Origin of the sequence: Prescottella subtropica, from assembly GCF_005434945.1 — a bacterium.
Classification (GTDB): domain Bacteria; phylum Actinomycetota; class Actinomycetes; order Mycobacteriales; family Mycobacteriaceae; genus Prescottella; species Prescottella subtropica.
Window position 1 is genome coordinate 50,125 of the sequence record NZ_SKCH01000002.1, and the last position, 26,535, is coordinate 76,659.

25 protein-coding genes are annotated in these 26,535 nt (G+C 68.6%); 9 read left to right on the forward strand and 16 right to left on the reverse strand.

Annotated elements, in window-relative coordinates:
• Positions 1-29 precede the first annotated feature (29 nt).
• The 5 genes from E0497_RS02525 to E0497_RS02545 are packed head-to-tail and all read right to left on the reverse strand — an operon-like array spanning position 30 to position 5,719.
• Positions 30-1,151 carry an acyl-CoA dehydrogenase family protein gene (locus E0497_RS02525; protein ID WP_241665675.1) on the reverse strand — a complete coding sequence of 374 codons (1,122 nt, stop codon included), beginning with the start codon at positions 1,149-1,151 and terminating at the stop codon, positions 30-32.
• Positions 1,148-2,137, reverse strand: a complete 990-nt coding sequence (locus tag E0497_RS02530) for an acyl-CoA dehydrogenase family protein (RefSeq protein WP_137723219.1) — start codon at positions 2,135-2,137, stop codon at positions 1,148-1,150. Before E0497_RS02530 ends, E0497_RS02525 begins: the two co-directional genes overlap by 4 nt.
• Positions 2,134-3,273, reverse strand: a complete 1,140-nt coding sequence (locus E0497_RS02535) for an acyl-CoA dehydrogenase family protein (protein WP_137723220.1) — start codon at positions 3,271-3,273, stop codon at positions 2,134-2,136. The genes E0497_RS02530 and E0497_RS02535 overlap by 4 nt, the downstream gene beginning before the upstream one ends.
• Positions 3,273-4,136, reverse strand: a complete 864-nt coding sequence (locus E0497_RS02540; protein WP_137723221.1) for an enoyl-CoA hydratase — start codon at positions 4,134-4,136, stop codon at positions 3,273-3,275. The genes E0497_RS02535 and E0497_RS02540 overlap by 1 nt, the downstream gene beginning before the upstream one ends.
• Complete coding sequence (locus tag E0497_RS02545; protein ID WP_137723550.1) at positions 4,133-5,719, reverse strand: FadD3 family acyl-CoA ligase; 1,587 nt, start codon at positions 5,717-5,719, stop codon at positions 4,133-4,135. The genes E0497_RS02540 and E0497_RS02545 overlap by 4 nt, the downstream gene beginning before the upstream one ends.
• A 95-nt stretch (positions 5,720-5,814) precedes the next feature.
• Here E0497_RS02545 and E0497_RS02550 point away from each other — a divergent pair, with 95 nt between their 5' ends.
• The 7 genes from E0497_RS02550 (at position 5,815) to E0497_RS02580 (ending at position 14,280) form a co-directional block, all read left to right on the forward strand.
• Positions 5,815-7,008: an acyl-CoA dehydrogenase family protein gene (locus E0497_RS02550; RefSeq protein WP_170312861.1), complete on the forward strand. Its 1,194-nt coding sequence runs from the start codon at positions 5,815-5,817 to the stop codon at positions 7,006-7,008.
• Positions 7,005-7,814: an SDR family oxidoreductase gene (locus tag E0497_RS02555; protein ID WP_137723223.1), complete on the forward strand. Its 810-nt coding sequence runs from the start codon at positions 7,005-7,007 to the stop codon at positions 7,812-7,814. Before E0497_RS02550 ends, E0497_RS02555 begins: the two co-directional genes overlap by 4 nt.
• Before the next feature lie 126 nt (positions 7,815-7,940).
• Positions 7,941-8,564, forward strand: a complete 624-nt coding sequence (locus tag E0497_RS02560; RefSeq protein ID WP_137723224.1) for a TetR/AcrR family transcriptional regulator — start codon at positions 7,941-7,943, stop codon at positions 8,562-8,564.
• 22 nt (positions 8,565-8,586) lie between these two features.
• Positions 8,587-9,741: an acetyl-CoA C-acetyltransferase gene (locus E0497_RS02565; protein WP_137723225.1), complete on the forward strand. Its 1,155-nt coding sequence runs from the start codon at positions 8,587-8,589 to the stop codon at positions 9,739-9,741.
• 370 nt (positions 9,742-10,111) lie between these two features.
• A complete protein-coding gene (locus tag E0497_RS02570; RefSeq protein ID WP_137723226.1) occupies positions 10,112-11,227 on the forward strand; it encodes a hypothetical protein in 1,116 nt (371 codons plus the stop codon).
• Between the two features lie 52 nt (positions 11,228-11,279).
• Positions 11,280-11,900 (forward strand): DUF8176 domain-containing protein, encoded by a 621-nt coding sequence (locus E0497_RS02575; protein WP_137723227.1) that lies wholly within the window; start codon positions 11,280-11,282, stop codon positions 11,898-11,900.
• A gap of 76 nt (positions 11,901-11,976) precedes the next feature.
• Complete coding sequence (locus E0497_RS02580; protein ID WP_137723228.1) at positions 11,977-14,280, forward strand: ATP-binding protein; 2,304 nt, start codon at positions 11,977-11,979, stop codon at positions 14,278-14,280.
• A gap of 84 nt (positions 14,281-14,364) precedes the next feature.
• On the opposite strand, the gene E0497_RS02585 is transcribed toward E0497_RS02580, so the two are convergent.
• The 4 genes from E0497_RS02585 to echA20 are packed head-to-tail and all read right to left on the reverse strand — an operon-like array spanning position 14,365 to position 17,877.
• Positions 14,365-15,459 (reverse strand): NAD(P)H-dependent flavin oxidoreductase, encoded by a 1,095-nt coding sequence (locus E0497_RS02585; protein WP_241665676.1) that lies wholly within the window; start codon positions 15,457-15,459, stop codon positions 14,365-14,367.
• On the reverse strand, positions 15,456-16,205 hold the full coding sequence (locus tag E0497_RS02590) for a CoA-transferase subunit beta (RefSeq protein WP_137723229.1): 750 nt from the start codon (positions 16,203-16,205) through the stop codon (positions 15,456-15,458). Before E0497_RS02590 ends, E0497_RS02585 begins: the two co-directional genes overlap by 4 nt.
• Positions 16,202-17,092, reverse strand: coding sequence for a CoA transferase subunit A (locus E0497_RS02595; protein ID WP_137723230.1), 891 nt, complete (start codon positions 17,090-17,092; stop codon positions 16,202-16,204). The genes E0497_RS02590 and E0497_RS02595 overlap by 4 nt, the downstream gene beginning before the upstream one ends.
• Positions 17,092-17,877 (reverse strand): (7aS)-7a-methyl-1,5-dioxo-2,3,5,6,7,7a-hexahydro-1H-indene-carboxyl-CoA hydrolase, encoded by a 786-nt coding sequence (echA20, locus tag E0497_RS02600; protein ID WP_137723231.1) that lies wholly within the window; start codon positions 17,875-17,877, stop codon positions 17,092-17,094. The genes E0497_RS02595 and echA20 overlap by 1 nt, the downstream gene beginning before the upstream one ends.
• Positions 17,878-18,002: 125 nt before the next feature.
• Between echA20 and E0497_RS02605 the strand changes: the two genes are divergently transcribed.
• Positions 18,003-18,917, forward strand: a complete 915-nt coding sequence (locus tag E0497_RS02605) for an SDR family oxidoreductase (protein WP_137723232.1) — start codon at positions 18,003-18,005, stop codon at positions 18,915-18,917.
• A 69-nt stretch (positions 18,918-18,986) separates the two neighbouring features.
• Here E0497_RS02605 and E0497_RS02610 read toward each other — a convergent pair whose 3' ends face one another.
• The 3 genes from E0497_RS02610 to E0497_RS02620 all read right to left on the reverse strand — a co-directional run bounded on the left by E0497_RS02610 (position 18,987) and on the right by E0497_RS02620 (position 21,399).
• On the reverse strand, positions 18,987-19,658 hold the full coding sequence (locus E0497_RS02610) for a GNAT family N-acetyltransferase (RefSeq protein ID WP_137723233.1): 672 nt from the start codon (positions 19,656-19,658) through the stop codon (positions 18,987-18,989).
• A 99-nt stretch (positions 19,659-19,757) separates the two neighbouring features.
• Positions 19,758-20,228 carry a nitroreductase family deazaflavin-dependent oxidoreductase gene (locus E0497_RS02615; protein ID WP_137723234.1) on the reverse strand — a complete coding sequence of 157 codons (471 nt, stop codon included), beginning with the start codon at positions 20,226-20,228 and terminating at the stop codon, positions 19,758-19,760.
• Positions 20,229-20,235: 7 nt separating this feature from the next.
• Complete coding sequence (locus tag E0497_RS02620) at positions 20,236-21,399, reverse strand: steroid 3-ketoacyl-CoA thiolase (RefSeq protein WP_137723235.1); 1,164 nt, start codon at positions 21,397-21,399, stop codon at positions 20,236-20,238.
• 183 nt (positions 21,400-21,582) lie between these two features.
• On the opposite strand from E0497_RS02620, the gene E0497_RS02625 reads away from it, so the two are divergent.
• A complete protein-coding gene (locus E0497_RS02625; protein ID WP_137723236.1) occupies positions 21,583-22,833 on the forward strand; it encodes a cytochrome P450 in 1,251 nt (416 codons plus the stop codon).
• Between the two features lie 146 nt (positions 22,834-22,979).
• Here E0497_RS02625 and E0497_RS02630 read toward each other — a convergent pair whose 3' ends face one another.
• From E0497_RS02630 to E0497_RS02645, 4 genes are read right to left on the reverse strand one after another with little or no spacing between them, the layout of a single operon-like run.
• Positions 22,980-23,402 carry a nuclear transport factor 2 family protein gene (locus E0497_RS02630; RefSeq protein WP_137723237.1) on the reverse strand — a complete coding sequence of 141 codons (423 nt, stop codon included), beginning with the start codon at positions 23,400-23,402 and terminating at the stop codon, positions 22,980-22,982.
• A 10-nt stretch (positions 23,403-23,412) separates the two neighbouring features.
• Positions 23,413-24,276, reverse strand: a complete 864-nt coding sequence (locus E0497_RS02635; protein WP_137723238.1) for a TIGR03619 family F420-dependent LLM class oxidoreductase — start codon at positions 24,274-24,276, stop codon at positions 23,413-23,415.
• Positions 24,277-24,289: 13 nt separating this feature from the next.
• Positions 24,290-25,465, reverse strand: a complete 1,176-nt coding sequence (locus tag E0497_RS02640) for a thiolase domain-containing protein (protein WP_137723239.1) — start codon at positions 25,463-25,465, stop codon at positions 24,290-24,292.
• Position 25,466: 1 nt separating this feature from the next.
• Complete coding sequence (locus E0497_RS02645; protein ID WP_137723240.1) at positions 25,467-26,531, reverse strand: thiolase domain-containing protein; 1,065 nt, start codon at positions 26,529-26,531, stop codon at positions 25,467-25,469.
• Positions 26,532-26,535 lie beyond the last annotated feature (4 nt).

The window sequence follows — 26,535 nt, forward strand, 5'->3', positions numbered from 1 at the left end:
ACTACCAAAAAGGCGCACAGGCGGAGCGCCTACAGCCCCGCGAGCGACTCCATCTCCGCGAGGAACTCTTCGGGCTGGCCGAGCAGTTGGGCACTGGAGTGGGCGCGCTTGAAGAACAGGTGCGCGTCGTGCTCCCACGTGATCGCGATGCCGCCGTGCAACTGGATGGAGTCACCGGTGACCGCGAGCAGCGCCTCCGAGCAGTACGCCTTGGCGACTGCGGCGTCGGCGGCCGCGGACGGCAGACCCTCTGCCAGCGAGTGCACTGCCGCGTACGATGCCGACCGGGCCGTCTCCACCAGGAAGTACAGGTCGGCCATGCGGTGCTTGAGGGCCTGGAAACTGCCGATCGCGCGACCGAACTGGACGCGGTCCTTGCTGTAGTCCACCGTCATCTGCAGGCAGCGCGCGGCGGCACCGACCTGCTCGGCGGACAGTGCGACGATCGCGATCTGCCGGACCCGCTCGAGCGCGGCCGACGCATCGCCGGTGGTGAGCCGGACCGCCGGAGCCGACGCGAACTCCACCAGCGACATCGGACGCGTCAGGTCCATCGTCGGCAGCTGCCGGCGGGCGACACCGTCGGCCGACGGATCCACCTCGAACAGCCCGATGACGCCGTCGAGCGTGGCGGCGACGATCAGGACGTCGGCGTGTGCACCGTCGAGCACGTAGTGCGCGGTACCCGAGACGGTGTACCCGTCGGCGTCGTTGCCGGACGCGACGCAGGCGACGTCGTCGCTGCGCCAATGGCCTTCGGGGCCCACCCAGCACAGGGCCGTGACGGACGATCCCTCGGCGATGCCGGGCAGCAGTCGCTCGCACGCCTCGGTGTTGCCGGTCGCCAGGATCGCCTGCGCGGCCAGGACGGCCGAGCCGAACATCGGCGACGGCGTCAGCGCGGCACCGAGCTCCTCGAGCACCAGATGCTGCTCGACGACGGTGGCGCCGAAGCCCCCGAACTCCTCGGGGATCGCGAGCGCCGCGACACCGACCTGCTGGCACAGCACGTCCCACAGGCCGCGGTCGAACGGCTCGCCCGACTCGAGGGTCTTGCGCAGCGCCGCAGCGTCGGCCCGCTTGGACAGCAGCTGCGCCACCGTCTTGCGGAGTTCGAGCTGCTCCTCCGAGAACACGCCGACGCCGCTCACAGCGCGCTCGCCACCCGGGCCCGGTGCGCGGACGTGGTGCCCCACGCGGACTGCAGTGCACGGACCTTCGTCAGCCACAGCGACAGGTCGCACTCGAGGGTGTAGCCGATCGCGCCGTGTACCTGCAGTGCCTTACGCGACGCCACGTAGGCGGCGTTCGCGGTGGCGACCTTGGCGGCGGAGACATCGCGGGCGACGGTGCTGGAGCCCTCGGCAAGGGAGATCGCGGCACCGTAGACGAGCGGCGTCGCCATTTCGACGGCGACCTTCGCGTCGGACAGATGATGCTTGACGGCCTGGAAGCTGCCGATGACGCGGCCGAACTGCGACCGGTTCTTGGCGTATTCGGTGGCCGTGTCGATCATCGCGTGACCGGCACCGATCAGCTGCGCCGACACCGCGAGCACCGCCAGGTCGTACGCCTTCCCCGCGGCCGCGGCGACGTCCGGGCCTTGCGCGAGGGTCTCGACCGACTCGACCTCGAACAGGCGGCGGGCCGGGTCGACGGACTCGAGCTGCGTGGTCGGGCGGACCAGCTCGAGGGTGTCACCGGAGACCTTCAGGACGGTGTCGGCGAGGTCGGCGTCGAGGGCGCGCGGGGTGGACGGCTCGAGGACCAGCGACGCGAGCGAGGTGCCCTCGGCGATGCCCGGCAGGAACCGCTTGGCCAGCGACTGGTCGTCCAGCGCGGACAGCAGGGCGGGGACGGCCGCTGCGGTTTCCACGAGCGGACCGGGAACCGCAGCACGGCCCAGTTCGACGAACGCGACGGCCAGGTCGGCCGGGTGCGCGCCGATACCGTCGAACTCCTCGGGCACGGCGAGTGCGGTCACGCCGGTCTCGGCGAGCTGGCCGAGCAGTTCGCGCCCGGCAGCAGTGTCGTTCTCGCCCCACGCGCGGACGACGGCAGGGGTGTTGGCGCCTGCGAGCAGACCGCGGAGGCTGTCCGCGAAGTCACGCTGCTCGGTGGTGAGAGAGAATTTCATCGATCCGCCTTCGGGAGTCCGAGCAGCCGCTCGGCAACGATGTTGCGCTGGATTTCGTTGGTGCCGGCGTAGATCGGGCCGGACAGCGAGAACAGGTACCCGTCCTGCCACTTGCCGGCGAGCTCGCCGTCGGCGCCCAGCAGATCGAGGGCCGTCTCGTGGATGCGGACGTCGAGCTCCGACCAGAAGATCTTGTTGATCGAGCCCTCGACACCCAGCGGCACACCCTCGAGCATGCGGGTGACGGTGCCCCACGTGTGCAGGCGGTACGCCTCGGCACCGATCCAGGCGTCGACGACACGATCCCGTGCGGCGGTGTCGGTGTCGTCAGCGTTGCTCTTCCAGACCTCGACCAGGCGGTCGACCGCCGACATGAAGCGTCCCGGGCTGCGCAGCGACAGGCCGCGCTCGTTGGATGCGGTGCTCATCGCGACCCGCCAGCCGTTGTTCACCTCGCCGACGACGTCGGTGTCCGGGACGAACACGTCCTCGAAGAAGATCTCCGCAAAGCCCGGCTCGCCGTCGAGCTGAGGGATCGCGCGGACGGTGACGCCGTCCTGGTTCAGCGGGAACATGAAGTACGTCAGACCCTTGTGGCGCTGTGCCTCCGGGTCGGTGCGGAACATGCCGAAGCCCCAGTCGGCGTACACCGCGCGCGAGCTCCACGTCTTCTGCCCGTTGAGGATCCAGCCACCGTCGGTGCGCCGCGCCGTCGAGCGGATACCCGCCAGGTCGGAGCCGGCCTCCGGCTCGGACCACGCCTGCGCCCAGATGTCGTCGGCGCGGGACATGCGCGGCATGATGCGCGCGAGCTGCTCCTCGGTGCCGTGCTCGAACAGCGTCGGCGCGAACAGGAAGATGCCGTTCTGGCTGACGCGCCCGGGCGCGCCCGCCTTGTAGTACTCCTCCTCGAAGAGCACCCATTCGATCATCGACGCGTCGCGTCCGCCGTACTCGGCCGGCCACGCGACGGTGGACAGGCGGGCGTCGGCGAGCTTGTGCTCCCACTCGCGGTGGGCCTCGAAACCCTCCGCAGTGTCCATCGACGGCAGCGGCTGTGCCGGGACGTTGGCAGTGAGCCATTCGCGCACTTCCAGCTGGAAGGCGCGGGCCTTCTCATCCAGTTCGAGATCCACTATTTCGCCTTCGCTTTCATACTGTTGACGTCCATTCCACCCAGCGAGTCCCTGCCCACCTCGGCATTGTGTGCGTGGGCAAAGTGGTGCAGGCCGAACACCGAATCCATTCCGGCGCGCTGACCCATGAGGTCCTCGCACTGGTTGACAGCCTTCTTGGTCAGGGCCAGCCCGAACCGCGGCATCTCTGCGACCCGCGCGGCCAGCGCGAGCGTCTCGGTCTCGAGGTCGGCGCGCGGCACCACCCGGTTGACCATGCCCACCTCGTACGCGCGCTGCGCGGAGAAGCGATCGCCCGTGAAGAGGATCTCCTTCGCGAACCGCGACCCCAGCACCCACGGGTGCGCGAAGTACTCGACACCCGGAACGCCCATTCGGACGACGGGGTCCGCGAAGAACGCGTCGTCCGACGCCACGATCAGGTCGCAGCACCATGCGAGCATCAGGCCACCGGCGATGCAGGCGCCGTGGATCTGGGCGATCATCGGCTTCGGGATCTCGCGCCACCGGCGGCACATGCCCAGGTAGACCTCGGTCTCGCGGGCGAAACGCTGGTCGCCGCCCGACTTGCCGAGGTGGTCCCACCACAGGGCGGCCTTGTTCTCGTAGTGCACGTGGTGATCACGGCCCTGCGTACCGATGTCGTGGCCGGCGCTGAAGTGCTCGCCGTTGCCGGCCAGCACGATCACCTTGACGTCGTCGTCCTCGACGGCCCGCTCGAACGCGGCATCGAGGGCGTACGTCATCACCGAGTTCTGCGCGTTGCGGTAGTCCGGACGGTTCAGTGTCACGAACGCGACGTGGTCGCGAACCTCGTAGGTGACGACCTCGCCCTCGTCCGGAAGGGCGGGGGAGGGCGTCACGCTGTGCCCTCGCGGCCCTCGCGCAGGTCGTTCTTGAGGACCTTGCCGGACGGGTTGCGCGGCAGACCGTCGATGATCCGCACCTCACGCGGAATCTTGAAGTTCGCCAGACGTTCCTTGCAGAACGCGATGACCTCGGCCTCGGTCACCGTCACACCCGACTTCGGCACGACGTACGCCCGCCCGGCCTCACCGGCCCGCTCGTCCGGGATGCCGATGACGGCAGCCTCGGAGACGGAATCCATGCGCGCCAGGACGTTCTCGACCTCGGCCGGGTACACGTTGAACCCGTTCGAGATGTACATGTCCTTGAGTCGGTCGGTGATGTCGAGGTAGCCGCGCTCGTCGAGGACACCGACATCGCCGGTGTGCAGCCACCCGTCCGCGTCGATGGTCTTGGCAGTGGACTCGGGGTCGTCGAGGTAGCCGAGCATGATGTTCTCGCCGCGCACCAGGATCTCACCCTGATCGCCGATCTTGACCTCCATGCCGGGGATGGCGCGACCCGACGACGTCGACACCGTGACCGGGTCGTCGTCGGTGCGGCACATCGTCACCACGACCGCCTCGGTCTGCCCGTAGGCGGTGATGACGGCGTCGTAGCCGAGTTCGGCCTGCATCCGTTCGACGAGGACGACCGGGACGGCCGCGGCGCCGGTGATCGCGACGCGCAGGCTGGAGAGGTCGTAGTCGTCGCGGGTCGGGAAGTCGAGGATGGTCTGGTGGATGGTCGGCGCGCCCGGGAGGACGGTGATCTTCTCGGCCGCCACGGTGTCCATCACCTTCGGGACGTCGAACAGGGCCATCGGCACGTTGGTGGCGCCGCGCAGCAGACACACCATGATCCCGGCCTTGTAGCCGAACGTGTGGAAGAACGGGTTGATGACCAGGTAGCGGTCGTCGCCGGTGACCTCGGCGCAGTCCGCCCACGCGTCGGCGATGCCGACGGTCTGGCGGTGCGCGGTCATGACGCCCTTGCTCTTGCCGGTGGTGCCGGACGTGAACAGGATGTCGGCGACGTCGTCGGGGCTCACTGCGCGGGCACGCGCATCGGCCTCTTCGACGGACACCGACTCGGCGGCCGCGGCCAACTGATCCCATTCGACGATCCTGCCGCCGGGGAACGTGGTGGTCGGCGCGCCGGAGGTCGGGTCGTCGGACGGGGTGCGGACCACGAACTTCAGGTCCGGCAGGCCGCCCGGTCCGGCCGCGTCGAGGACGTTCGCGAGCCGGTCCGACTTGAGGAAACGGGCCGGGACGACGAGGGCCTTGGCGGCGGTGCGCTGCAGCAGATCGGCGGCCTCGTGGCCGGTGTAGCGGGTGCTGATCGGTACGACGGTCGCGCCCGCGTACTGCGCGGCGAGCAGTGCCTCGACCCAGTGGTGGGTGTTGGGGGCCCAGATCGCGATCCGATCGCCGGCCTCGACGCCCTCGGCCATCAGGGCCCGCGCCGTCGTCCGGACCCGGGAGAGCAGTTCGGTGTACGTGACGCGGTCGGAACCGTCCGCCACGGCCTCGTTCGAACCGAACTGTTCCGCGGCTCGCCACAGTGCAGCCGGCGTCGTCCGGGGCTCGGTGGTCACATTCGTGCTCACAATCTCTCCTAAGGCGAGGCGGAACCTCTATACAAAGCAAGTGCTTGGTAGGGTACCGTATCGCTGTGGACGTTAGCCAGGGTATGGAGACCAGCGGGAATGCCGCCGCTGACGAGGCCTTTGCGCGGGAAATTCGCGAATGGCTCGAAGAAAACCTCACCGGGAAGTTCGCCGAGCTGAAGGGCCTGGGCGGGCCGGGACGGGAACACGAGGCGTTCGAGGAACGCCTCGAATGGGACCGTCACCTCGCCGCCGCCGGCTGGACCTGCCTCGGATGGCCGAAGGAGTACGGCGGCCGCGAGGCCACCCTCAGCCAGCAGATCATCTTCCATCAGGAATACGCGCGCGCGGACGCACCGGCTCGCGTGAGCCACATCGGTGAGGAACTGCTCGGCCCGACGCTCATCGCGTTCGGCACCGAGGAGCAGAAGCAGCGGTTCCTGCCGGGCATCAAGACCGTCACCGAACTGTGGTGCCAGGGCTACTCCGAGCCCGGCGCGGGCTCCGACCTCGCGAACGTGTCGACCACCGCACGCCTCGAGGACGGCCGGTGGGTCGTCAACGGCCAGAAGGTGTGGACGTCGCTCGCGCACCTCGCCGACTGGTGCTTCGTCGTCGCCCGTACCGAGCCGGGTTCGTCGCGCCACAAGGGCCTGTCGTACCTGCTGGTCCCGATGAACCAGGACGGCGTCGAGGTCCGCCCGATCATCCAGCTCACCGGCACCTCCGAGTTCAACGAGGTGTTCTTCGACGGCGCCCGCACCGACGCCGACCTCGTCGTCGGCGGTGAGGGCAACGGGTGGGCCACCGCGATGGGCACGCTCACGTTCGAGCGCGGCGTCTCGACCCTCGGCCAGCAGATCGGCTTCGCCCGCGAACTCGAATCGATCGTCGAACTCGCGCAGCGCAACGGTGCCGCGAAGAATTCCGTCGTCCGCAACAAGCTCACCCGGGCCTGGATGAGCCTGCAGGTCATCCGCGCCCACGCCCTGCGCACCCTCGCCAGCGTCGACGCCAGCGCCAGCGGCGGCGAGGCGTCCGTCGCGAAGCTGCTGTGGGCCAACTGGCACCGCGACCTCGGCGAGCTCGCCATGGAGGTCCAGGGGGCGGCGTCGCTCGTCGGCGTCGAGAACACCGAGCCCGGCGAGGAACTGAACGACCTGCAGCGGCTGTGGCTGTTCACCCGCGCCGACACCATCTACGGCGGATCCAACGAGATCCAGCGCAACATCATCGCCGAGCGCGTGCTCGGCCTTCCCCGAGAGGCACGCCCGTGACCGCCACCGTCAAATCCCCCCTCGCCGTCGCACCCGAAGAGGTTGCGGGCCACAACCTGCTGAAGGGCAAGAAGGTCGTCGTGACGGCCGCCGCCGGCACCGGCATCGGCTTCGCCACCGCCCGCCGTGCACTGCTCGAGGGCGCCGACGTCCTCGTCTCCGACTTCCACGAGCGCCGCCTCGGCGAGACCGTCGAGAAGCTGTCCGCCGAGTTCGGCGGCCAGCAGGTCGAGTCGTTCGTGTGTGACGTCTCGAGCACCGAGCAGATCGACGCCCTCATCGCCGGCTCCGCCGAAAAGCTCGGCCGCATCGACGTTCTCGTCAACAACGCCGGCCTCGGCGGCGAGACCCCGATCGTCGACATGACCGACGACCAGTGGGACCGTGTCCTCGACATCACGCTCACGAGCACCTTCCGTGCCACCCGCGCGGCCCTGCGCTACTTCAAGTCCGTCGACCATGGCGGTGTGCTGGTGAACAACGCGTCGGTCCTGGGCTGGCGCGCGCAGCACTCGCAGTCGCACTACGCGGCCGCGAAGGCCGGCGTCATGGCGCTCACCCGCTGCAGCGCGATCGAGGCCGCCGAGTACGGCGTGCGTATCAACGCCGTCTCCCCGTCCATCGCCCGCCACGCGTTCCTGGCGAAGGTCACCAGCGAGGAACTGCTCGACCAGTTGGCCTCCGGCGAGGCCTACGGCCGCGCCGCCGAGGTGTGGGAGATCGCCTCGGTCATCGCGATGCTCGCCAGCGACTACACCACCTACATGACCGGCGAGATCGTCTCGGTCTCCAGCCAGCGCGCGTAGGTTCCCTACCGTTCCCGTGGCCGAATGTCACATGCGTTCAGTTCAACTGAACCGGTGTGACATTCGGCCGGGGCGGGTGAAGCATCCCGATGCCCAAGCAATCGCTTGGTTGCTAGGATGGGCGGCATGACTCCACCCCGAGGCGCCGACGAGTCGTCGAACAAGTCCGGGCGCCGCGCCGAACTCCTCGAGCTCGCCGCGGGCCTGTTCGCCGAACGCGGTCTGCGGGCCACCACCGTGCGCGACATCGCGGACGCCGCCGGCATCCTGTCCGGCAGCCTCTACCACCATTTCGACTCCAAGGAGTCCATGGTCGACGAGATTCTGCGTGGCTTCCAGGACGACCTGTTCGGCCGCTACCGTGCGATCGTCGACGCCGGTACGAACTCCCGCGAGACCCTCGAGGCTCTCGTCGTCGCGTCGTTCGAGGCGATCGACGCCTCCCACAGTGCCGTCGCGATCTACCAGGACGAGGCCAAGCACCTCGCCGCCAACGACCGGTTCGCGTACCTGGCCGAACGCAACCAGGAGTTCCGTGACCTGTGGGTCGGCGTGCTCGAGACCGGCGTCGAGGACGGCAGTTTCCGTCAGGACCTCGACATCGAACTGGTCTTCCGTTTCATGCGCGACACCGTCTGGGTGGCCGTGCGCTGGTACCGGCCCGGCGGCTCGATGACCGCCGAAGCCGTCGCCCAGCAGTACCTCTCCATCGTTCTCGACGGGCTCGCCAGCCCTGACTCCCGCAAGTAATCCGACAACCAGGAGCGCTCTCATGCCCGAGGTCTACATCGTCGACGCCATCCGTACCCCGATCGGCAAGAAGAACGGCGGCCTGGCCCCGGTCCACCCGATCGACCTGGGCGCGCACATCATCTCCGCGCTCGTCGAGCGCACCGGCATCGATCCGGCGAACGTCGACGACGTCATCTTCGGCTGCGTCGACGCGGTCGGCGGTCAGGCCGGCAACATCGCGCGCCTCTCGTGGCTGGCCGCCGGCCTGCCCCAGCACGTCCCGGGTGTGACGGTCGACCGTCAGTGCGGTTCGAGCCAGCAGGCCATCCAGTTCGGCGCCCAGGCGATCCTTGCCGGCACCGCCGACCTCATCGTCGCCGGTGGCGTCCAGAACATGAGCCAGATCCCGATCTCCTCGGCGATGGTCGTCGGCGAACAGTTCGGGTTCACCAGCCCCACCGCGGAGTCGAAGGGCTGGACGGAGCGCTACGGCAACGCCGAGGTGTCCCAGTTCCTGGGCGCCGAGATGATCGCCGACAAGTGGGACATCAGCCGCGAAGAGCTCGAGAAGTGGGCCCTGCAGAGCCACGAGCGCGCCAAGGCCGCCATCGCCGCGGGCCGCTTCGACAACGAGACCGTCCCGTTCGGCGACTGCACCGTCGACGAGGGTCCCCGCGAGACCAGCCTCGGGAAGATGGCGAGCCTCAACGTCCTCGTCGAGAACGGCAAGATGACCGCCGCGGTCGCCAGCCAGATCTCCGACGGCTCCAGCGCCCTGCTGCTCGCGTCGGAGGAAGCCGTCCAGAAGTACGGCCTCGAGCCGCGCGCCCGCATCCACCACGTCAGCGCCCGTGGCGACGACCCGATCTTCATGCTGTCCGCGCCGATCCCGGCCACCCAGCATGCGCTCGCCAAGACCGGCCTGACCATCGACGACATCGATGTCGTCGAGATCAACGAGGCCTTCGCGCCCGTCGTCCTCGCGTGGATCAAGGAGATCGGCGCCGACCCGGCCAAGGTCAACGTCAACGGCGGCGCGATCGCCCTCGGCCACCCGCTCGGCGCCACCGGCACCAAGCTGATGGCGACGCTGCTCAACGAGCTCGAGCGTGTCGGCGGACGCTACGGCCTGCTCACCATCTGCGAGGGCGGCGGCACCGCCAACGTCACGATCATCGAGCGCATCGAGAACTAGCCTCACCTGTTCGTCGCGAACACCCTCCCATCCCGACCGGGTGGGAGGGTGTTCGCGTTCGTGGGGGGCGGAGTGACGCATCCGACAGTCGTACCGGTCGGTAACCGCAGGTATATTCGAGGGCGCACATGTCCGGTCCGGGGGAAACGGGTCGGCGGGGGAAGATCATCGCAAGTGGGGGCGGCAGTGTTGCCGAGAGGGGATGCCGGGCGGTCGCACGCCCGCGCCGGGAGCGCGTCACGCGTGGCCCGCACCGATTCCGTTCGTCTCCGTTCTCGTGGCTTCCCGCGTCGTCCCCGGCCGTGCCGGATCGATCACGGCATCGCGGCGCACGCCGTGATGCATCCGAAGTTCTTGGGGGAGTTCGTCAATGGGTAAGCATCACAGAAGCAGGGTGTCGGCCGTCGCCCGCGCCGCCATCGTTCCGTCGGCGGCCGCGGCCGTCCTCGTCGCAGCGTCGGGTATCGCCTCGGCCGCACCGGAGGAACTGCCGTCGCAGGGCGGCGTCACATCCGCACCGTCCACGCAGGGAGGCGTGACGGCTACGGTGCCGGCCACCGAAACCGCCCCGACGGCCCCGGCCCAGCCGGAACCCGTCTACTGGGTCGAACCGCCCGCCCAGTACCAGAACATCGAGTACCAGCCGCTCGAGAACTACGACTACGGCACCGACACCTACAGCGCCCCCGAGGACTACTACGTCGCGCCCCTGCAGGTCCAGGAACTGCACCTGCCCACCTACGTCGAGCCGACCGCGCCCATCATCGCGCCGCGGGAAACCCTGCGGCTCGGCACCTTCCACACCCCACAGCCCAACTGGGTCACCGACGGCGACCTCGCCCGCACCAACAACACGTCCGCCGTCGCCGAGGCCGAAGTCTCCACGTTCTGGCGGTCCCTCGGCGTCGAGACCACCCGCGCCAACCGCCTCGCCGCCGCACAGGTCGGCATGGGCGCGGTCGGGGCGGGCGTCGCGGGTGCCGGCGGCGCCCTGATCGGTGGGGCAATCGGTGGCGCAGCCAACGCTCTCAACCCTCCGATGTGGTTCGAGGGCATCGGTTGGGTGCCGGGCAACGCCATCGCTGTTGCGGCCGGTGCTGCCATCGGCGGCATCCCCGCCGCTGTGGTCGGCGGAGTCGTCGGTGCCGGTCTCGGCACCGCGATCGGCGCCGGCGATCTCGGGGAACCGATCGATCTGCCGATCCCGGACGTCGACCAGGCGGCGGTCACCGAGCGCACGCAGCAGACCCTGACCGAATGGGACGCCACCCCGACGGGCGCCGTCGCCGCGTCGACGGTCCGGGACGTCGTCGAGCAGGCGCCGGAGATCGACCGTCGGGCACGGGAATTCGTGTCCACACAGCCGGGCGGTGACGGAGTCCTGGCGCAGATCGACAACGGGCTGACGACGTTCGTCACCGAGTCGTCGCTCGGAGTCGCGTCGAACATGATCGGTGACGCGGTCGGGGCCGGTATCCGGGTGTGAACGGGGTGGGGCGGGTGCGGTCGGCGCCCGCCCCACCGGCAGGAGGGGACAGATGTCGACGGACGACCACACGCCGACGTGGCTGACGGATGCGGAACCGGTCGCTGCGACGCCGCGGAAACGTGTGCCGCCGGCACTGCGGAAACGCGTGCCGCCGGCACGGCGGGTTGCGGGTGCGGTCCTCGTCGTCGCCGTGATCGGGGGTGCCGGACTCGTCGCGGCCCGGTCCGTGTCCCTGCCGGCATCGTCGACGACGGGGTCGCCGCGCCCGGCCGAGGCACCCGCACTCGTCGTGGACCCGGCGGTGCCGTCGCCGTGGTGTGTGGAATCGGTGGAGGCGGGGCGCAGCGTCGGACGCGGGCCCGGCGGCACGTCCGACGGGCCCGGCGCGATCCGGGCATTCGATCACGCCTACTACGCCGAACGCGACGGCGAACGGGTGGCGTCGCTCATGGTCGAGCCCAATCCGGTCCCGGAGATCCAGCGGTGGATCGACGCAGTCCCTGCCGGGACCGAGCACTGCGTCACGATCGCCGCCACCCCGGTCCCGGACGTCTACAGCGTCGAACTCGGACTGCGGATACCGGGTCGGTCGGACGGTGTCATCCGGCAGACGATCACCGTCGCGCCCTCTCCCGGCGGCTATCGGATCGTGCGGGTCGAGGACGCGTAACGGCCTGACCGGCGGTAGCCGACGGGTAGACTCGGCGGTACAACTACCGGCACAATACATTTCGGCATGGACGCACATGGCAGCCACATTGGGGAATCTGCCGATCGAACTGACCAGTTTCGTCGGTCGGCGGCCCGAAGTCACCGAGGCGCGACGCCTGCTGTCGGAGTCACGTCTCGTGACGTTGACGGGCCTCGGTGGTGTCGGGAAGACCCGGTTGGCGCTGCGCATCGCCGAGGAGGCGCACAGGACCTTCGTGGACGGGGCCTGGCTCGTCGAATTGGGGGAACTGCAGGATCCGGCGCTGCTCGAACAGGTGATCGTCGGCGCGCTCGGGATCCAGGACCGTTCGGCGCGACCCCCACGGACAGTTCTGGTCGAGCACCTCGACGGCCGTCGACTGCTGTTGGTGCTGGACAACTGCGAGCATCTGATCGCCCCGGTCGCGGACGTCACCGTCGAACTCCTGCGGAGCTGTCCGGGGTTGTCGATCCTCGCGACGAGTCGGGAGCCGCTCGGGGTGGCCGGCGAGGTCGTGATGCGGGTGTCCCCGATGGGAGTGCCGGCGGGGACGGACCCCGGGCCGGACGGGTCCGAATCGAGTGACGGCGACGCGCTGTCGCTGTTCGAGCAGCGGGCGCAGGCGGTGCTACCGGACTTCCGGGTCACCATCGGCAACCGGACCTCGGTGGCGCAGATCTGTCGCCGACTGGAAGGGCTACCGCTGCCGATCGAACTTGCGGCGGCCCGCCTGCGCGCGATGTCCGTCGACGAGGTGCTACGACGGCTCGAGGACCGGTTCCGGTTGTTGACCCGCGGCAGCCGCAACGCACCGAGCCGCCAGCAGGCGCTGCGGTACAGCATCGACTGGAGCTACGACCTGTGCACGCCCGACGAGCAGTGGCTGTGGACGCACCTGACGGTGTTCGCGGGAACGTTCGGCTGGGACGCGGTGGACGGTGTCCTCGGGGACCGTGCGCCGCACGGTGACCTCCTCGATCCCTTGATGTCGCTCGTCGACAAGTCGATCCTCATCCGGGACGACGTCGATGCCACGGTGCGGTACCGGATGCTCGAAACGCTCCGCGAGTACGGTCTCAGCCGCTTCGACGATCCCGACGAGTATCGGAATCTGCAACGCCACCACCGGGATTGGTTCGAGGGTCTGCTCCTGCGGGGGCGGTCGGACTGGATCGGGCCGCGGCAGATGGAATGGGCCGCGCAACTCGAACGCGAGCAGCCGAACTTTCGTGACGCGTTCGAGTTCAGTCTGACCGAACCGGACCCCGGCGGCGCCGCACTGCACCTCGCGGTCGGTCTACCCGACTACTGGATTCTGCGCGGCAGATTCAACGAGGGACGGTACTGGTTCGAACGTGCCCTCGCACAACCGGGCGGCACGACCCGAGATCGACTCACCGCGACGGTCACCGGAAGCATCCTCGCCGCACTGCAACGTGACGTGACCGCGGCATCGGCACTCGTCGACGAGGTGAATCGCCTGGCCGACGAGATCCGGGACCCTGAGGCGGCGGCGTCGGCGACGTTCGCCACCGGCATCGTCGCCATCGCCGCCGACGACCTCCCGCGCGGTATCGGTCTCCTCGGGCAGGCGATCGATCGGTTCCGCGCCGACGACGACCTCAACCGTCTCGTGCCGGCGCTGTACTGGCTCGGATGCGCGTACTTCACCCTCGGCGACGTCGACAGCGCGGCACCGGTGTACGAGGAACAGTTGCGGCTCACCGAATCCCGCGGCGAGATCATGTGGCGGTCGATGGCACTGTCCGATTACGGCTCGACCCTGTGGCGGCGCGGGGAACGGGTGCGGGGACGCGAACTGCTCGACGATGCACTGAAACTGATACGCAAGATAGTCAACCTGTTCGGGTGCGCCTGGTGCTTCGAGGAAACCGCATGGGCGTCGGCAGACCGTGATCCCGAACTCGCGGCGATGCTGCTCGGTGCGGCCGAGGCCCAGTTCGCCGCCACCGGCAGTCCCATGGACACCTTCGCGCGGCTGAGCACCTGTCACGACAACTGTGTGCAGTCTGCACAGAAGGCACTCGGCGCCAAGGGGTTCGATGCGGCATTCGCGAAGGGCCGCACCCTCACCCTGGACGACATGATCGCCAGGACGCTGGGGGAAGGGCGCGACGAGCCGGCGCCGGACCAGGCGTCCGATGACCTCGTCCTGACCCGCAGGGAACGACAGGTCGCCGACCTCGTGGCGCAGGGACTGACCAACAAGGCCATCGCCGACAAACTGGTGATCTCGCAGCGGACCGTCGAGGGCCACGTCGAACACATCCGCGACAAACTCGGATTCTCCTCGCGCACCCAGATCGCGACCTGGGTGCTGCAGCAGTCCGATTCGTGACGTTCCCGGATACAGCTGAAGGGTTCCTTCGTGCGCTGGGAGCGAACGAAGGAACCCTTCAGCTGAAAAGGTGAGCCGGCCGCGTCAGGCCTTGAGCCCACCGAGCGCGTCGATGCGCTTCACTGCGTCGGCCATGATGCGGTCGATCAGTTCCTGGCAGCTGGGCAGGTCCTCGATCATGCCGACGACCTGGCCGGACGCCAGCACGCCGGCTTCGGTGTTGCCGTCGACCAGGCCGGCTTTGAGCAGCATCGGGGTGTTGGCGGCCATGATGATCTGCTGCCAGGTGCGGTCGGACGACTTCTTCATCGCCAGTCCGTCCTTGGCGAGCGTCGAGAACTTCATGCCGGTCATGGCCTTGAACTTCATCGCGTTCTTGGCTGCGGCGACGAGTCCCTTGGCGTAGCTGGACTTTTCGAGCGCGTTGACCAGATCCGTGTCGAGGACGCGGTGCGGCATGCCGTCGACCTTGCGGGACACCGTGGTGTCCTGCAGGCCACGCTTCAGGTACTCCTGCTTGACCGAGTCCGGCACGGCGGAGTCGCTGGTGAGCAGGAAGCGGGTGCCCATCGCGACACCGGCGGCACCGTACGACAGCGCGGCGGCGAGGCCGCGTCCGTCGAAGAAGCCGCCGCCTGCGACGACGGGGATGTCGACGGCGTCGAGGACCGACGGCAGCAGCAGTGTCGTGGCGACACCGCCGGTGTGGCCACCGCCCTCACCGCCCTGCACGATCACCGCGTCGGCGCCCCACGAGGCGACCTTGACGGCGTGCTTGGCGGCACCGATCGACGGGATCACGACGATCCCGTTGTCCTTGAGCTTGGCGATCAGATCCTTCTTGGGTGCCAGCGCGAACGAGGCAACCTTGACGCCCTCACGGATCAGCAGGTCGCAGCGCTGCCCGGCGTCGGACGCGTCGGCGCGCATGTTCACACCGAACGGCTTGTCGGTCAGCGACTTGGTCTTCTTGATCGCCGCCTCGAGCTCGTCGTACGTCATCGTCGCCGAGGCGAGGATGCCGAGACCGCCCGCGTTGGCGGTGGCCGCGGTCAGGCGCGGGCCGGAGACCCAGCCCATGCCCGTCTGCACGATCGGATGCTCGACGCCCACCAGTTCGGTGAACGGCGTCTTCAGAACCTGTGTCGATCCCCCGTCGCTGCGCTCGCCCTGGCTCACAGGGAGACCTCGCGGTCGCGCAGGCTCTTCGGGTCGATGACCTCGCGGATCAGGCGCAGCTCCTCGGCGGTGGGCTCGCGGGTGATGCCCGCCGAATCCAGACCGGCGATCTCGAAGGACGTGTTGGCCTTGACGTCCTCGGCGGTGACGCCGGGGTGCAGGGTGACCGCACGCATCGTCTGGCCGGGGCCCTGGAAATCGAAGACACCGAGGTTGGTGACCACCTGGTGGTTCTTCAGGAAGCGGAACGCCGGGTTCTCCGGGTCGACCTTGTCGTAGCCGACACCGCACACCACGTCGACCTTCTCCGCGAACACACGCGAGGAGTGCTTGCCCACCCAGTAGCTGGTGGCGTGGTTGATCGTGTTGCCGGGAGCGCCGCGCAGGCCGAACATCTGGCGGGTCGGCTTGTCGAGCGGGCCGAACGCGGAGAGGTTCTGGTTGCCGAACTTGTCGATCTGGTTCGCGCCCATGACCACGTGGCGACGGCCGGAGGCGACGACGTCGAACACCTTCGAGAACGGGATGTAGCCCTCGATCGGTGCGCTGGCACCGATGGCCGGGGCGTCGGCCAGGATCAGGGCCTCGCCGTCCGTGATGATCAGGTCAGGCTCGGTGGTGAGCTTGGCCAGGCGGGCACCGATCAGCGGCAGCGTCGCCATGGGCGAGGCGAAGATCTCGCCGGCGTCGGCGAACAGTTCGGCGCACGCGATGGCGCAGTACTCCGCGCGGGTTACCTCGGTCATGACTTCTGCTCCTCTGCGAACTTGCGCACGGCTGCCTGGTAGTCGTCCTCGCTGCCGGACAGGTAGGTCTCGGCGAAGGCCTGCCATGCCTCGGGGGTCTTGGCGGACTCGGCGTAGTGGCGCTGGAACTTCTCGTCGCGCTTGTAGCTGCCGGCGAAGGTGAAGTGCGCGCCGCCCGGGGCCTCGGTGACGGTGTCGACCATCGAGCGGTTCAGGATCAGAGCCTGATTCGGGACCGACTTGACGAGCTCCTCGGTCGAGACGATCTTGTCGACGCTGAGGATGCGCTGCTCGGCCGCGAGGCAGAACAGGTCGTCGAAGTACGGGTCGACGCCGGTGTAGGCGGCGTTGCCGCGCTCGTCGGCCAGGTCCAGGTGGACCAGGGCGGCGTCGAGGTTCAGCGCGGGCATCGCGATGAGGGACTCGATGCGGCCGTCGGCGTCCGGGTACGGCGACGCGACGGTCCTGAGCTCGTCTCCCCAGACGGTCTGCGCATCCGAGCCGAGGCCGGCGCGGATCGGCATGAACGGCAGGCGGGCGGCGGCGGCCTGCAGGCCGGCCTTGACCATGCCCTCGTCCATCTCGCGGGACTCGATGGTCCCGGCGACGCGGGCCTGGGCGAACCAGGGGTCGTAGAACGGCGCCGAGTCCAGGGACACGAAGCCGTAGTAGGCGCGCTTGACCTTGCCTGCGGAGATCAGCAGACCGAGGTCCGGGCCGAGGTACCCGACGACCGTCAGGTCCTTGACGTCGCTGCGCAGCAGTGCGCGAACGAGAGCCATCGGCTTGCGCCGCGAGCCCCAGCCGCCGATGCCGATGGTCATCCCGCTCTGGATACCGGCGACTGCCTCATCCAGTGAGCGGCGCTTGTCGCGCTTCTCAGCCATTACTTGCTGTCTCCCTTGGGTGCGGTGGTGTTCGACTTCGGCTTGCCGGTGGCGACGAACTCGTCACGGTGCTCGTCGGCGACGCCGGCCAGATTGAGCTCGAACGTGAAGCCCTGCTCGATCCGGTAGCTGGTGTGCACGTCCATCACGTCGATGCGGTTGATGGCTTCCTTGGCGCGCCGGATGACCCGGGTGTCCTTCTTGGCGATGTCGGTGGCGATCGCGATTGCGCAGGCGTCGAGTTCCTCGCGCGGGACCACGTCGTAGACGGACCCGAAGTGCTTGAGGGTCTGGGCGTCGACGTTCTTGGCCGTGTAGTACAGCGTCCGCATCATGTGCTGCGGGACGAGGCGGGCGAGGTGCGTGGCCGCGCCGAGCGCGCCGCGGTCCACCTCGGGCAGGCCGAAGACGGCGTCGTCGGACGCGACGATGACGTCCGCGTTGCCGACCAGGCCGACGCCGCCGCCGACGCAGAAGCCGTTGACGGCGACGACGACGGGCACCTCGCAGTCGTAGACGGCGCCGAACGCTGCCGCGCAGCCGCGGTTGGCGTCGATCAGGGCGCCGTGACCCTCGGTGGCCTGCATTTCCTTGATGTCGACGCCGGCGTTGAAGCCGCGTCCCTCGGCGCGCAGGATCACCACGGACGTGCTGGGATCCTTACCCGCGGTGAGGATGGCGTCGGCCAGCTCGAACCAGCCCTTGGAGGGGATGGCGTTCACGGGCGGGTAGTCGACGGTGACCGTGGTGATTCCGGCACCGTCCGAAGTCGAGGTGATGCCCATGGCATGTTCCTTACGTCTGTTGACCGAACCAAGCGATTGCTTGGTAAGTTATCACAGACGGGTCCGGACAAGCCGTGCCGCTGGTGCGGACGACGAACCCCGCGGCAACTATCCAAGGAGAACAAGTGAGCGGATTGCTTGACGGCCGAGTCGTCATCATCACCGGCGCCGGCCGTGGCATCGGTCGTGCCCACGCCCTGGCCTTCGCGGCCGAGGGCGCCAAGGTCGTCGTCAACGACATCGGTGTCGGCGGCGACGGCTCGAACACCGGCGAGACCCCGGCCGAGCAGGTCGTCGCGGAGATCAAGGCAGCCGGCGGCGAGGCCGTCGTCAACGGCGACGACGTCGCGTCGTGGGAGGGTGCCCAGAACCTCGTTCAGACCGCGATCGACACGTTCGGTGGCCTGGACATCCTCGTCAACAACGCGGGCTTCCTGCGTGACCGCATGCTCGTAGGCATGAGCGAGCAGGAGTGGGACTCGGTCATCCGCGTGCACCTCAAGGGCCACTTCGCGCCGCTGCGCCACGCCGCCGCCTACTGGCGTGCCGAGGCCAAGGCCGGGCGTCCGGTCGACGCCCGCATCATCAACACCAGCTCCGGTGCGGGCCTGCAGGGCTCCATCGGCCAGGGCAACTACGCGGCCGCCAAGGCGGGCATCGCCGAGATGACCATCCAGGCCGCCGCCGAGCTGAAGAACTACGGCGTCTCGGTCAACGCGATCGCCCCCGCGGCCCGCACCCGCATGACCGTCGGCGCCGGCGGCGCGATGGCCGAGGCGATGGCCGCACCGGAGGAGGGCTTCGACGCGATGGCGCCGGAGAACATCTCCCCGCTGGTCGTGTGGCTCGGCTCGGCCGAGTCCAAGGACGTCACCGGCCGCGTGTTCGAGGTCGAGGGCGGCAAGATCACGGTCGCCGAGGGCTGGCGTCACGGCCCCACCCAGGACAAGGGTGACCGCTGGGATCCGAAGGAACTCGGCCCGGTCGTCGCCGATCTGCTGGCCAAGGCCGAGACCCCCACGCCGGTCTACGGAGCGTAGGCGCTTCGCGCTTGTGCGCCTTTTTGGTAGTACCCACTACCAGAAAGGCGCACAAGCAGCTTCGCTGCCCTACGCCGGTGCGCGCACGACCAGGACGGTGCCGGGGAAGTAGGCCGCGAGTTCGCTGCGGGCCTGCTTGAGGGACGCGGTGCCGTAGCCCTGTTTGCGGGCATCCGGGGCGACCCAGACGGCGACGTCGACCTCGTTGCCGGCCAGCTCACCGAACACCATGCCGACGCAGGACGGCCGGTCTCCGGTGGTGCACTCGGCGACGAACCAGGCCGCCGACTCGTCGTCGATGCGGTGGAGTCCGCCGCGGCGTTCCCGTTCGACACGATCCGCGTCCCACGGTGTGCCGGTGTCGTCGAGGCGCTCGGTGGAGCGGGTGCGGAACAGGGTGGCATCGGCATCGGAGTCGGTGAAGGGGCGTAGTCGAACTCCGCTGCCGGTGCTGTACGGACGCTGCTCGGGCAGCCACTGCAGAGCGGCATCGAGGTCCTCGAGTTCGGTCCGGATCCGGTCGCGTTCCTTGACGGTGAGCCGGTCGAAACGCAGACCGAGCACGGCTTCTGCGCAGAAGTCCGACGTGCCGAGCAGGTCGCGGACCGCGGCGACGGCCGCATCCCGATCCGCGCTCTCGACGATGGCGTCCAGAACCTCGTGGCGTCGATCGAGTGCCTTCAACAGGGCCGACGCGATCTCCCGCCGGTCGATCACCTGGTCGTGGTTCTTCACAGTCATGGTGCGACATTCCTCCTCGAGACCGGGTGTGCCCGACGCGGTGTGCCGGGCGTCGCCCCCCATTATTGCCCCGGATTCATCGCGGGGGAGCGGCGTGCGTCATTCGCAGACGACGACGGGGATCGTCCGATCGGTCCACGACTGGTAGGTGTCGAAGTCGGCGTACAACTCGACCAGACGCGGCCACAGTGCGGCGCGTTCGTCATCCGCCGCCACGCGTGCCCGCATCGTCCGGATACGGGACCCGATCTGCACGGTGACGTCCGGGTTCGCGCGAATGTTCAGATACCACAGGGGGTTCTTCGGCAGCCCACCCTGCGACGCGACGAGTACGATCCGATCGCCGTCCTCGAGGAACAGCAGCGGGCTGGTGCGGGGCTGTCCGCTCTTGCGGCCGGTCGTGGTGAGCAGGCAGACCGGGATGCCCCACGGGAAGGCGCTGCCGACCCGCCACTTTCCGCCGAGGCGCCCGCCGGTGGCCCGATACAGCGTCACGTTGATCCGCGACATCCACTTGATGATGCGGGCCGTGTACTTCGAATCGAGCCCCGACGGGCGCGTCGTCGTCATCGTGCGATCAGATCCGCTCGATGATGGTGCCGGTCGCGAGCGCGCCGCCGGCGCACATCGTGATCAGCGCGGTCGAGGCGTCCCGACGCTCGAGTTCGTGCAGCGCGGTGGTGATGAGGCGGGAACCGGTGCTGCCCACGGGATGTCCGAGTGCGAGCGCGCCGCCGTTGACGTTGACCTTGCTCATGTCGGCGCCGTGGACCTGCGCCCACGACAGCGCGACCGAGGCGAACGCCTCGTTGACCTCGAACAGGTCCAGATCACCCATCTTCATGCCGGCCTTCTCGAGCACCCGGGTGGTGGCCTGGACCGGGCCGTCGAGGTGGAACTCGGGCTCGGCGCCGACGAGGGCCTGGGAGACGATGCGGGCCCGCGGTGTCAGGCCGAGTGCGCGGGCACGGTCCTCGTCCATGAGAAGGACCGCGGCGGCACCGTCGGAGATCTGCGACGATGTGCCGGCGGTGTGGATACCGCCCTCGACGACCGGCTTGAGCTTGGCGAGGGATTCGGCGGTGGTGTCGCGCAGGCCCTGGTCGCGGCTGACGACGGTCGTCTCGGACGTCGGCAACTTGTCCTCGCCGATGACGGGTGCGGTGACCGGCAGGACCTCGCGGTCGAAGCGTCCCTCCGCCCACGCCTGCTTGGCGCGGGCCTGGGACTGCACGCCGAGGGCCTCGATGTCCGCGCGAGTGATGCCGCGGCGCTTGGCGATCCGCTCGGCGGCACCGAACTGGTCGGGCATGTCGATGTCCCACGACGCGGGACGCCGGGGGCCGGCCTCGGTGCCGACGTTGGCGCCGAGCGGCACCTGGCTCATCTGCTCGACGCCGCACGCGATGCCGATGTCGATCGCGCCGGTCGCGATGAGGCCCGCGATGAGGTGGTTGGCCTGCTGCGCGCTGCCGCACTGGCAGTCGACGGTGGTGGCGCCGGTCTGCCACGGCAGTCCGGCCGCGAGCCATGCGGTGCGGGTGACGTTGTTGGACTGGGCGCCGGCCTGCGTGACACACCCGCCGATGACCTGCTCGACCAGCGCCGGGTCGATGCCCGCGCGGTCTAGGATGCCCTTCTGTACGGCTCCGAGGGTCTCGGCTGCGTGCAGGCCGGACAGCCAGCCACCACGCTTTCCGATCGGGGTACGAACTGCCTCGACGATTACTGGTGTGCCCACGGCGGGCTCCTTTCACTCGCTACTTCGAAAAATAGAACAGGTTCTCTGGTTCGAGCAAGGGTTGTTTGGGGGGATTTCCGCCTATTCTTCCCAGGATCGGCGCTCTGTGATTCAATAGATATAGAACGTGTTACACATCACTTCGCGCCTGGGCGCGAGGGCCGCGAGGGCAGGAGACTTACAGTGGCGCAGCCCAACATCCCCGCAGGGTTCGACTTTACGGATCCTGACATCTACGCACACCGACTTCCCGTCGAGGAGCTCACCGAGGTCCGGCACACGAGCCCGGTGTTCTGGGTCGAGCAGCCGGACGGCGTCGGCGGATTCAACGACGGCGGCTACTGGTTGGTCACCAAGCACGAGGACGTCCGCGACGTCTCGCAGCGCAGCGACGTGTTCTCGACGTTCGAGAACACGGCCATCCCCCGGTTCGCGGACGACATCCCGCGCGAGAACATCGAGCTGCAGCGCTTCGTGCTGCTGAACAAGGACGCGCCGGAGCACACCAAGCTGCGCAAGCTCGTCTCCCGCGGCTTCACCCCGCGCGCCATCAACGGCCTGCGCAAGGAGCTCACCGACCGTGCACAGGCGATCGTCACCGCCGCGGCCGAGGAGGGTAAGGGCGACTTCGTCACCCAGGTCGCGTGCGAGCTGCCGCTGCAGGCCATCGCCGAGCTGATCGGCGTGCCGCAGGAGGACCGCGGCAAGGTCTTCGACTGGTCCAACCAGATGACCGGCTACGACGATCCGGAACTCGACATCGACCCGACGCAGGCGTCGATGGAGATCCTCGGCTACGCCTACCAGATGGCGGAGGATCGGAAGGCCAACCCGCGCAACGACATCGTCACCGCCCTCATCGAGGCGGACGTCGACGGCGAGGCGCTCAGCGCCGAGGAGTTCGGCTTCTTCGTCATCCTGCTCGCGGTCGCCGGCAACGAGACCACCCGTAACGCCATCACGCACGGCATGAAGGCGTTCATGGACAACCCGGCGCAGTGGGAGCTCTACAAGAAGGAGCGTCCGAAGACCTCGGCCGACGAGATCATCCGCTGGGCCACCCCGGTCGCCGCGTTCCAGCGCACCGCGCTCGAGGACACCGAGATCGGTGGCGTCGCGATCAAGAAGGGCCAGCGTGTGGTGATGAACTACATCTCGGCCAACTTCGACGAGGACGTGTTCGAGAACCCGCACACGTTCGACATCACCCGTGACCCGAACCCGCACCTGTCGTTCGGCGGCACCGGTGCCCACTACTGCCTGGGTGCCAACCTGGCCCGCATGGAGATCGACCTGATCTTCAACGCGATCGCCGAGTTCCTGCCGGACATCGCCGAGGCCGGCGACCCGCGTCGTCTGCGCTCGGGCTGGCTCAACGGCATCAAGGAGTACCAGGTCGACTACAAGACCGGCGGTTGCCCGGTCAAGCACTGACCCACCTGTACAACGTCTTCGGCGCCGGCACGGATTCCGTGCCGGCGCCGTCGTCGTATGCCGGCCGGGCATTTTCCCTTCCAGAGGACGCAACAGAAGGGGGCTGCACAGGAAATCCTGTGCAGCCCCCTTCTTCCGGTCTCCGGTTACAGCTTGGTGAGCGTCTTCATCGCGCGTTCGACCTCCCAGAACGCGCGCAGCGACTGCAGTTTGCCGTCGGCGTTCACGCGGTAGACGAACACTCCTTCGGCGTCGATCCGGTTGCCGGCCAGCATGGTTCGGATCGCGCCGATGTTGACGAGTTCGTCGCCGCACACCAGTGAGTCGTTCACGATGAACTCGAGGGAGTCGGTGGTGGCGATCGTCATGTCGTAGAACTTCGAGATCGCCTCGCGGCCGTGGTGGCCCTTGCCCTCCGGGTCGAAGCCTGAGGGGCCGACGGGATCCTCGACCCAGCCGTCGTCGGCGAACAGGTCGAGCCATTCCTCCTTGCGCTTACCACTGGCGGCGGCCTGCGAGGCCTTCGCGGCCACGCGTGCGGGATGTTCTGTGGTCGACTGGACCGTCACGGGGATCTCCCTACTTGATGTACTGGTCGGCGAACTTGCGCAACGAGTCCTGCTTGGCCTCGACGGGGGCGTCGAATCCGACGCCGTCGAAGATCCACGGGACGACGATGCTGTCGGTGACACCGGCGTCGGCCAACTGCGCGTAGCCGTCCTTGCCGAAACGGTCGATACACACGGTCTGGATCTCGAACGGCCGGTCGGCGCGGCCGTACTCGGTGCGCAGTTCCGTCAGTCGGGCGATGGTGGAGACGATGTCGTCGAACTTCATCATCGCGGACGTCCAGCCGTCACCGACGCGGGCGGCCCGCTTCAACGCGACCTCGGTGTGCCCGCCGACGTAGAACGGGACCGGCTTGCTCGGTGCCGGGCTCATCTGGAGGCGGTCGAAGTCGAAGAACTCGCCGTGGTACTCGACCATGCCGCCGGCCAGCACCTTCTCGAGGATATCGATCATCTCGTCGACGCGGGCGCCGCGGCGCTTGTACGGTGCCCCGCACCATTCGAACTCTTCGGGTGCCCAGCCGATTCCGACACCGAAGCCGAACCGGTTGCCGGTCAGGTTCGCCACCGACCCCACCTGGCGGGCGAGGAGCAGCGGGTTGCGGGAACCCAACTTGAGCACGTTCGTGTAGAAGCCGATCGTGCTGGTGACGGCACCCATGGCGGCCGCCGCGATCAACGGGTCCACCCACGGCGTCTCGGCGTTCCACATGCGCGAGCCGTCGGGTGTGTACGGGTAGTCCGCGGCGGCCGTCTCCATGAAGAACAGGGAGTCGGGCAGGGCGATGTTCGCGAACCCGCATTCCTCCGCCGTCTGCGCCAGAGCGGTCAACTGATCCAGCGGGCTCATCGCGATGCCGACTGTGAACTTCATGGTGTGGACCCTCCTAGTTGGTCGGGCGGTCGGAGCCGACCACCCACATCGCGAAGTACTGCGAGCCGCCGCCGTAGGCGTGTCCGAACGCCTTCCGCGCGCCGTCGATCTGGTGGTCGCCGGCCCGTTCCATGACCTGCATCGCCGACTCGGCGTACCGGATCATGCCGGACGCGCCGATCGGATTGGACGACAGCACACCGCCGGACGCGTTGACCGGAAGCCGGCCGCCGATCGCCGTCTCGCCGGCCTCGGTGAACTTCCAGCCCTCGCCCTCCGGCACGAAGCCGAGGTTTTCGAGCCACATCGGCTCGAACCACGAGAACGGCACGTAGATCTCGGCCTCGTCGATCTCGGTGAGCGGGTCGGTGATGCCCGCGGCCTTCCACAGTGCGGCCGCGGCGTCACGACCGGCCTGCGGGTTGGCGACGTTGCGGCCCGCGTACGACAGCGGCTCGGTGCGCATCGCCGTCGCATGGATCCACGCGACCTTGCGGCCCTCGGACAGGACCTCCGCCGCCGCAGCCTCGTTGCCGATGACGATGGCGCACGCGCCGTCCGACGACGGGCAGGTTTCGTCGAAACGAATGGGATCCCACAACATCTGGGACTCCATCACCGACTCGACGGTGATGTCGGGCTGCTTGAGGTGCGCGTACGGGTTCATCGCACCGTTGCGGCGGTCCTTGACCGCGACCATCGCACCGATGTGATCGGGGGCTCCCGAGCGGCGGATGTACGAGCGCACGTGCGGGGCGAAGAAGCCGCCCGCACCCGCGCCGACCGGCATCGTGAACGGCACCGGCGTCGACAGCGCCCACATGGCGTTCGACTCGGACTGCTTCTCCCACGACACCGCGAGCACCCGCTTGTGGATGCCGGCCTGCACCAGGCTGGTCGCGACGTTGCCTGTCGACGCGCCGACCGAGCCGGCGGTGTGCACCCGCAGCAACGGCTTGCCGTGGGCGCCGAGGGCATCCGACATCGCCAGTTCCGGCATCATCGACCCCTCGAACAGGTCGGGGGCCTTGCCGATGACGATGGCGTCGATGTCGTCCCAGCCGACGTGGGCGTCGGCCATGGCACGGTCGATCGCCTCACGGATCATGCCGGCCATCGTGACGTCGAGGCGCTTGGCCTCGTAGTAGGTCTGGCCGGTACCGAGGACTGCGGCGAGTTGCTTGCCCATATCAGTTGCGTCCTTCCATGACCGCGACCAGATTCTGTTGCAGTACAGGACCACTGGTGGCGTGGGCGAGGGTGCGCTGGGCGTCACCGCTGAAGATCTGGCGGGCCGCGTAGCCGATGCGTTCGAGGCCGGCGGAGAACATCGGGTTGCCGGTGAGCGGGCCGCCCGACGGGTTGATCGTGGTGGCGTCGGTCAGGCCGATCGCCTCGCGCAGGATGATCTCCTGATGCGTGAACGGCGCGTGCAGTTCGGCGACGTCGATGCTGCCGACGTCTCCGCCGGTCGCGGCGCGGGCCGCGGCGGCCGTGGACGGTGACACCGTCAGGTCACGCGAGCCGAGGCCGGGGGAGTCGATACGGTGCTCGATCCCGGTGATCCACGCCGGGCGTTCGCACAGGTCGCGGGCGCGGTCGCCGCGGGCCAGGACGATCGCGGCGGCACCGTCGGTGATCGGCGCGCAGTCGTGGGCGCGCAGTGGGTCCGCCACGAAAGCGCTGTCGAGGAGGCTGTCGATGTCGAGGTCCCCGGAGAGTTGCGCGTTCGGGTTGTCCTTGGCGGCGGCGCGGCTGCGCCGGGCGATCTCGGCCATGTCCGCGGCGGTCCACTTGCCGGCGTCGAGGCCGAGGCGGGCCTGCAGGCCCGCCACCGAGATGGAGTCCGGCCACAGCGGCGTCACCAGGTACGGGTCCATCTGCATCGAGAGGATCTGACGCAGGTTGCCGGCGGACGACTTGCCGAAGCCGTACACCAGTGCGGTGTCGACCTCGCCGGTCATGATCTTGACCCAGGCCTCGTACAGTGCCCAGGCCGCGTCCATCTCGATGTGCGACTCGTTGATCGGCGGCACGGCGCCGATCGAGTCGATCGCGGAGATGAACGAGAAGGATCGGCCGGCCAGGTAGTCGGACGAGCCGGAGCACCAGAAGCCGATGTCGGACTTGGTGATTCCGAGGGTGGAGTACAACTCCTGGAAACAGGGGACGAGCATCTCGGTGCCGTTGGTGGTACCGGTGGTCTCGCGCACATGGGGGGCCTGTGCGAAGCCGACGACTGCAATGTCTGTCATGGTC

Coding starts and splice junctions, on each gene's coding strand:
- E0497_RS02575 (WP_137723227.1), top strand. CDS start 11,280: ATGTCGACGGACGACCACACGCCGACGTGGCTGACGGATGCGGAACCG.
- E0497_RS02595 (WP_137723230.1), bottom strand. CDS start 17,092: ATGGCTGAGAAGCGCGACAAGCGCCGCTCACTGGATGAGGCAGTCGCC.
- E0497_RS02565 (WP_137723225.1), top strand. CDS start 8,587: ATGCCCGAGGTCTACATCGTCGACGCCATCCGTACCCCGATCGGCAAG.
- E0497_RS02530 (WP_137723219.1), bottom strand. CDS start 2,137: ATGAAATTCTCTCTCACCACCGAGCAGCGTGACTTCGCGGACAGCCTC.
- E0497_RS02570 (WP_137723226.1), top strand. CDS start 10,112: ATGGGTAAGCATCACAGAAGCAGGGTGTCGGCCGTCGCCCGCGCCGCC.
- E0497_RS02590 (WP_137723229.1), bottom strand. CDS start 16,205: ATGACCGAGGTAACCCGCGCGGAGTACTGCGCCATCGCGTGCGCCGAA.
- E0497_RS02610 (WP_137723233.1), bottom strand. CDS start 19,658: ATGACTGTGAAGAACCACGACCAGGTGATCGACCGGCGGGAGATCGCG.
- E0497_RS02550 (WP_170312861.1), top strand. CDS start 5,815: ATGGAGACCAGCGGGAATGCCGCCGCTGACGAGGCCTTTGCGCGGGAA.
- E0497_RS02615 (WP_137723234.1), bottom strand. CDS start 20,228: ATGACGACGACGCGCCCGTCGGGGCTCGATTCGAAGTACACGGCCCGC.
- E0497_RS02635 (WP_137723238.1), bottom strand. CDS start 24,276: ATGAAGTTCACAGTCGGCATCGCGATGAGCCCGCTGGATCAGTTGACC.
- echA20 (WP_137723231.1), bottom strand. CDS start 17,877: ATGGGCATCACCTCGACTTCGGACGGTGCCGGAATCACCACGGTCACC.
- E0497_RS02645 (WP_137723240.1), bottom strand. CDS start 26,531: ATGACAGACATTGCAGTCGTCGGCTTCGCACAGGCCCCCCATGTGCGC.
- E0497_RS02560 (WP_137723224.1), top strand. CDS start 7,941: ATGACTCCACCCCGAGGCGCCGACGAGTCGTCGAACAAGTCCGGGCGC.
- E0497_RS02640 (WP_137723239.1), bottom strand. CDS start 25,465: ATGGGCAAGCAACTCGCCGCAGTCCTCGGTACCGGCCAGACCTACTAC.
- E0497_RS02580 (WP_137723228.1), top strand. CDS start 11,977: ATGGCAGCCACATTGGGGAATCTGCCGATCGAACTGACCAGTTTCGTC.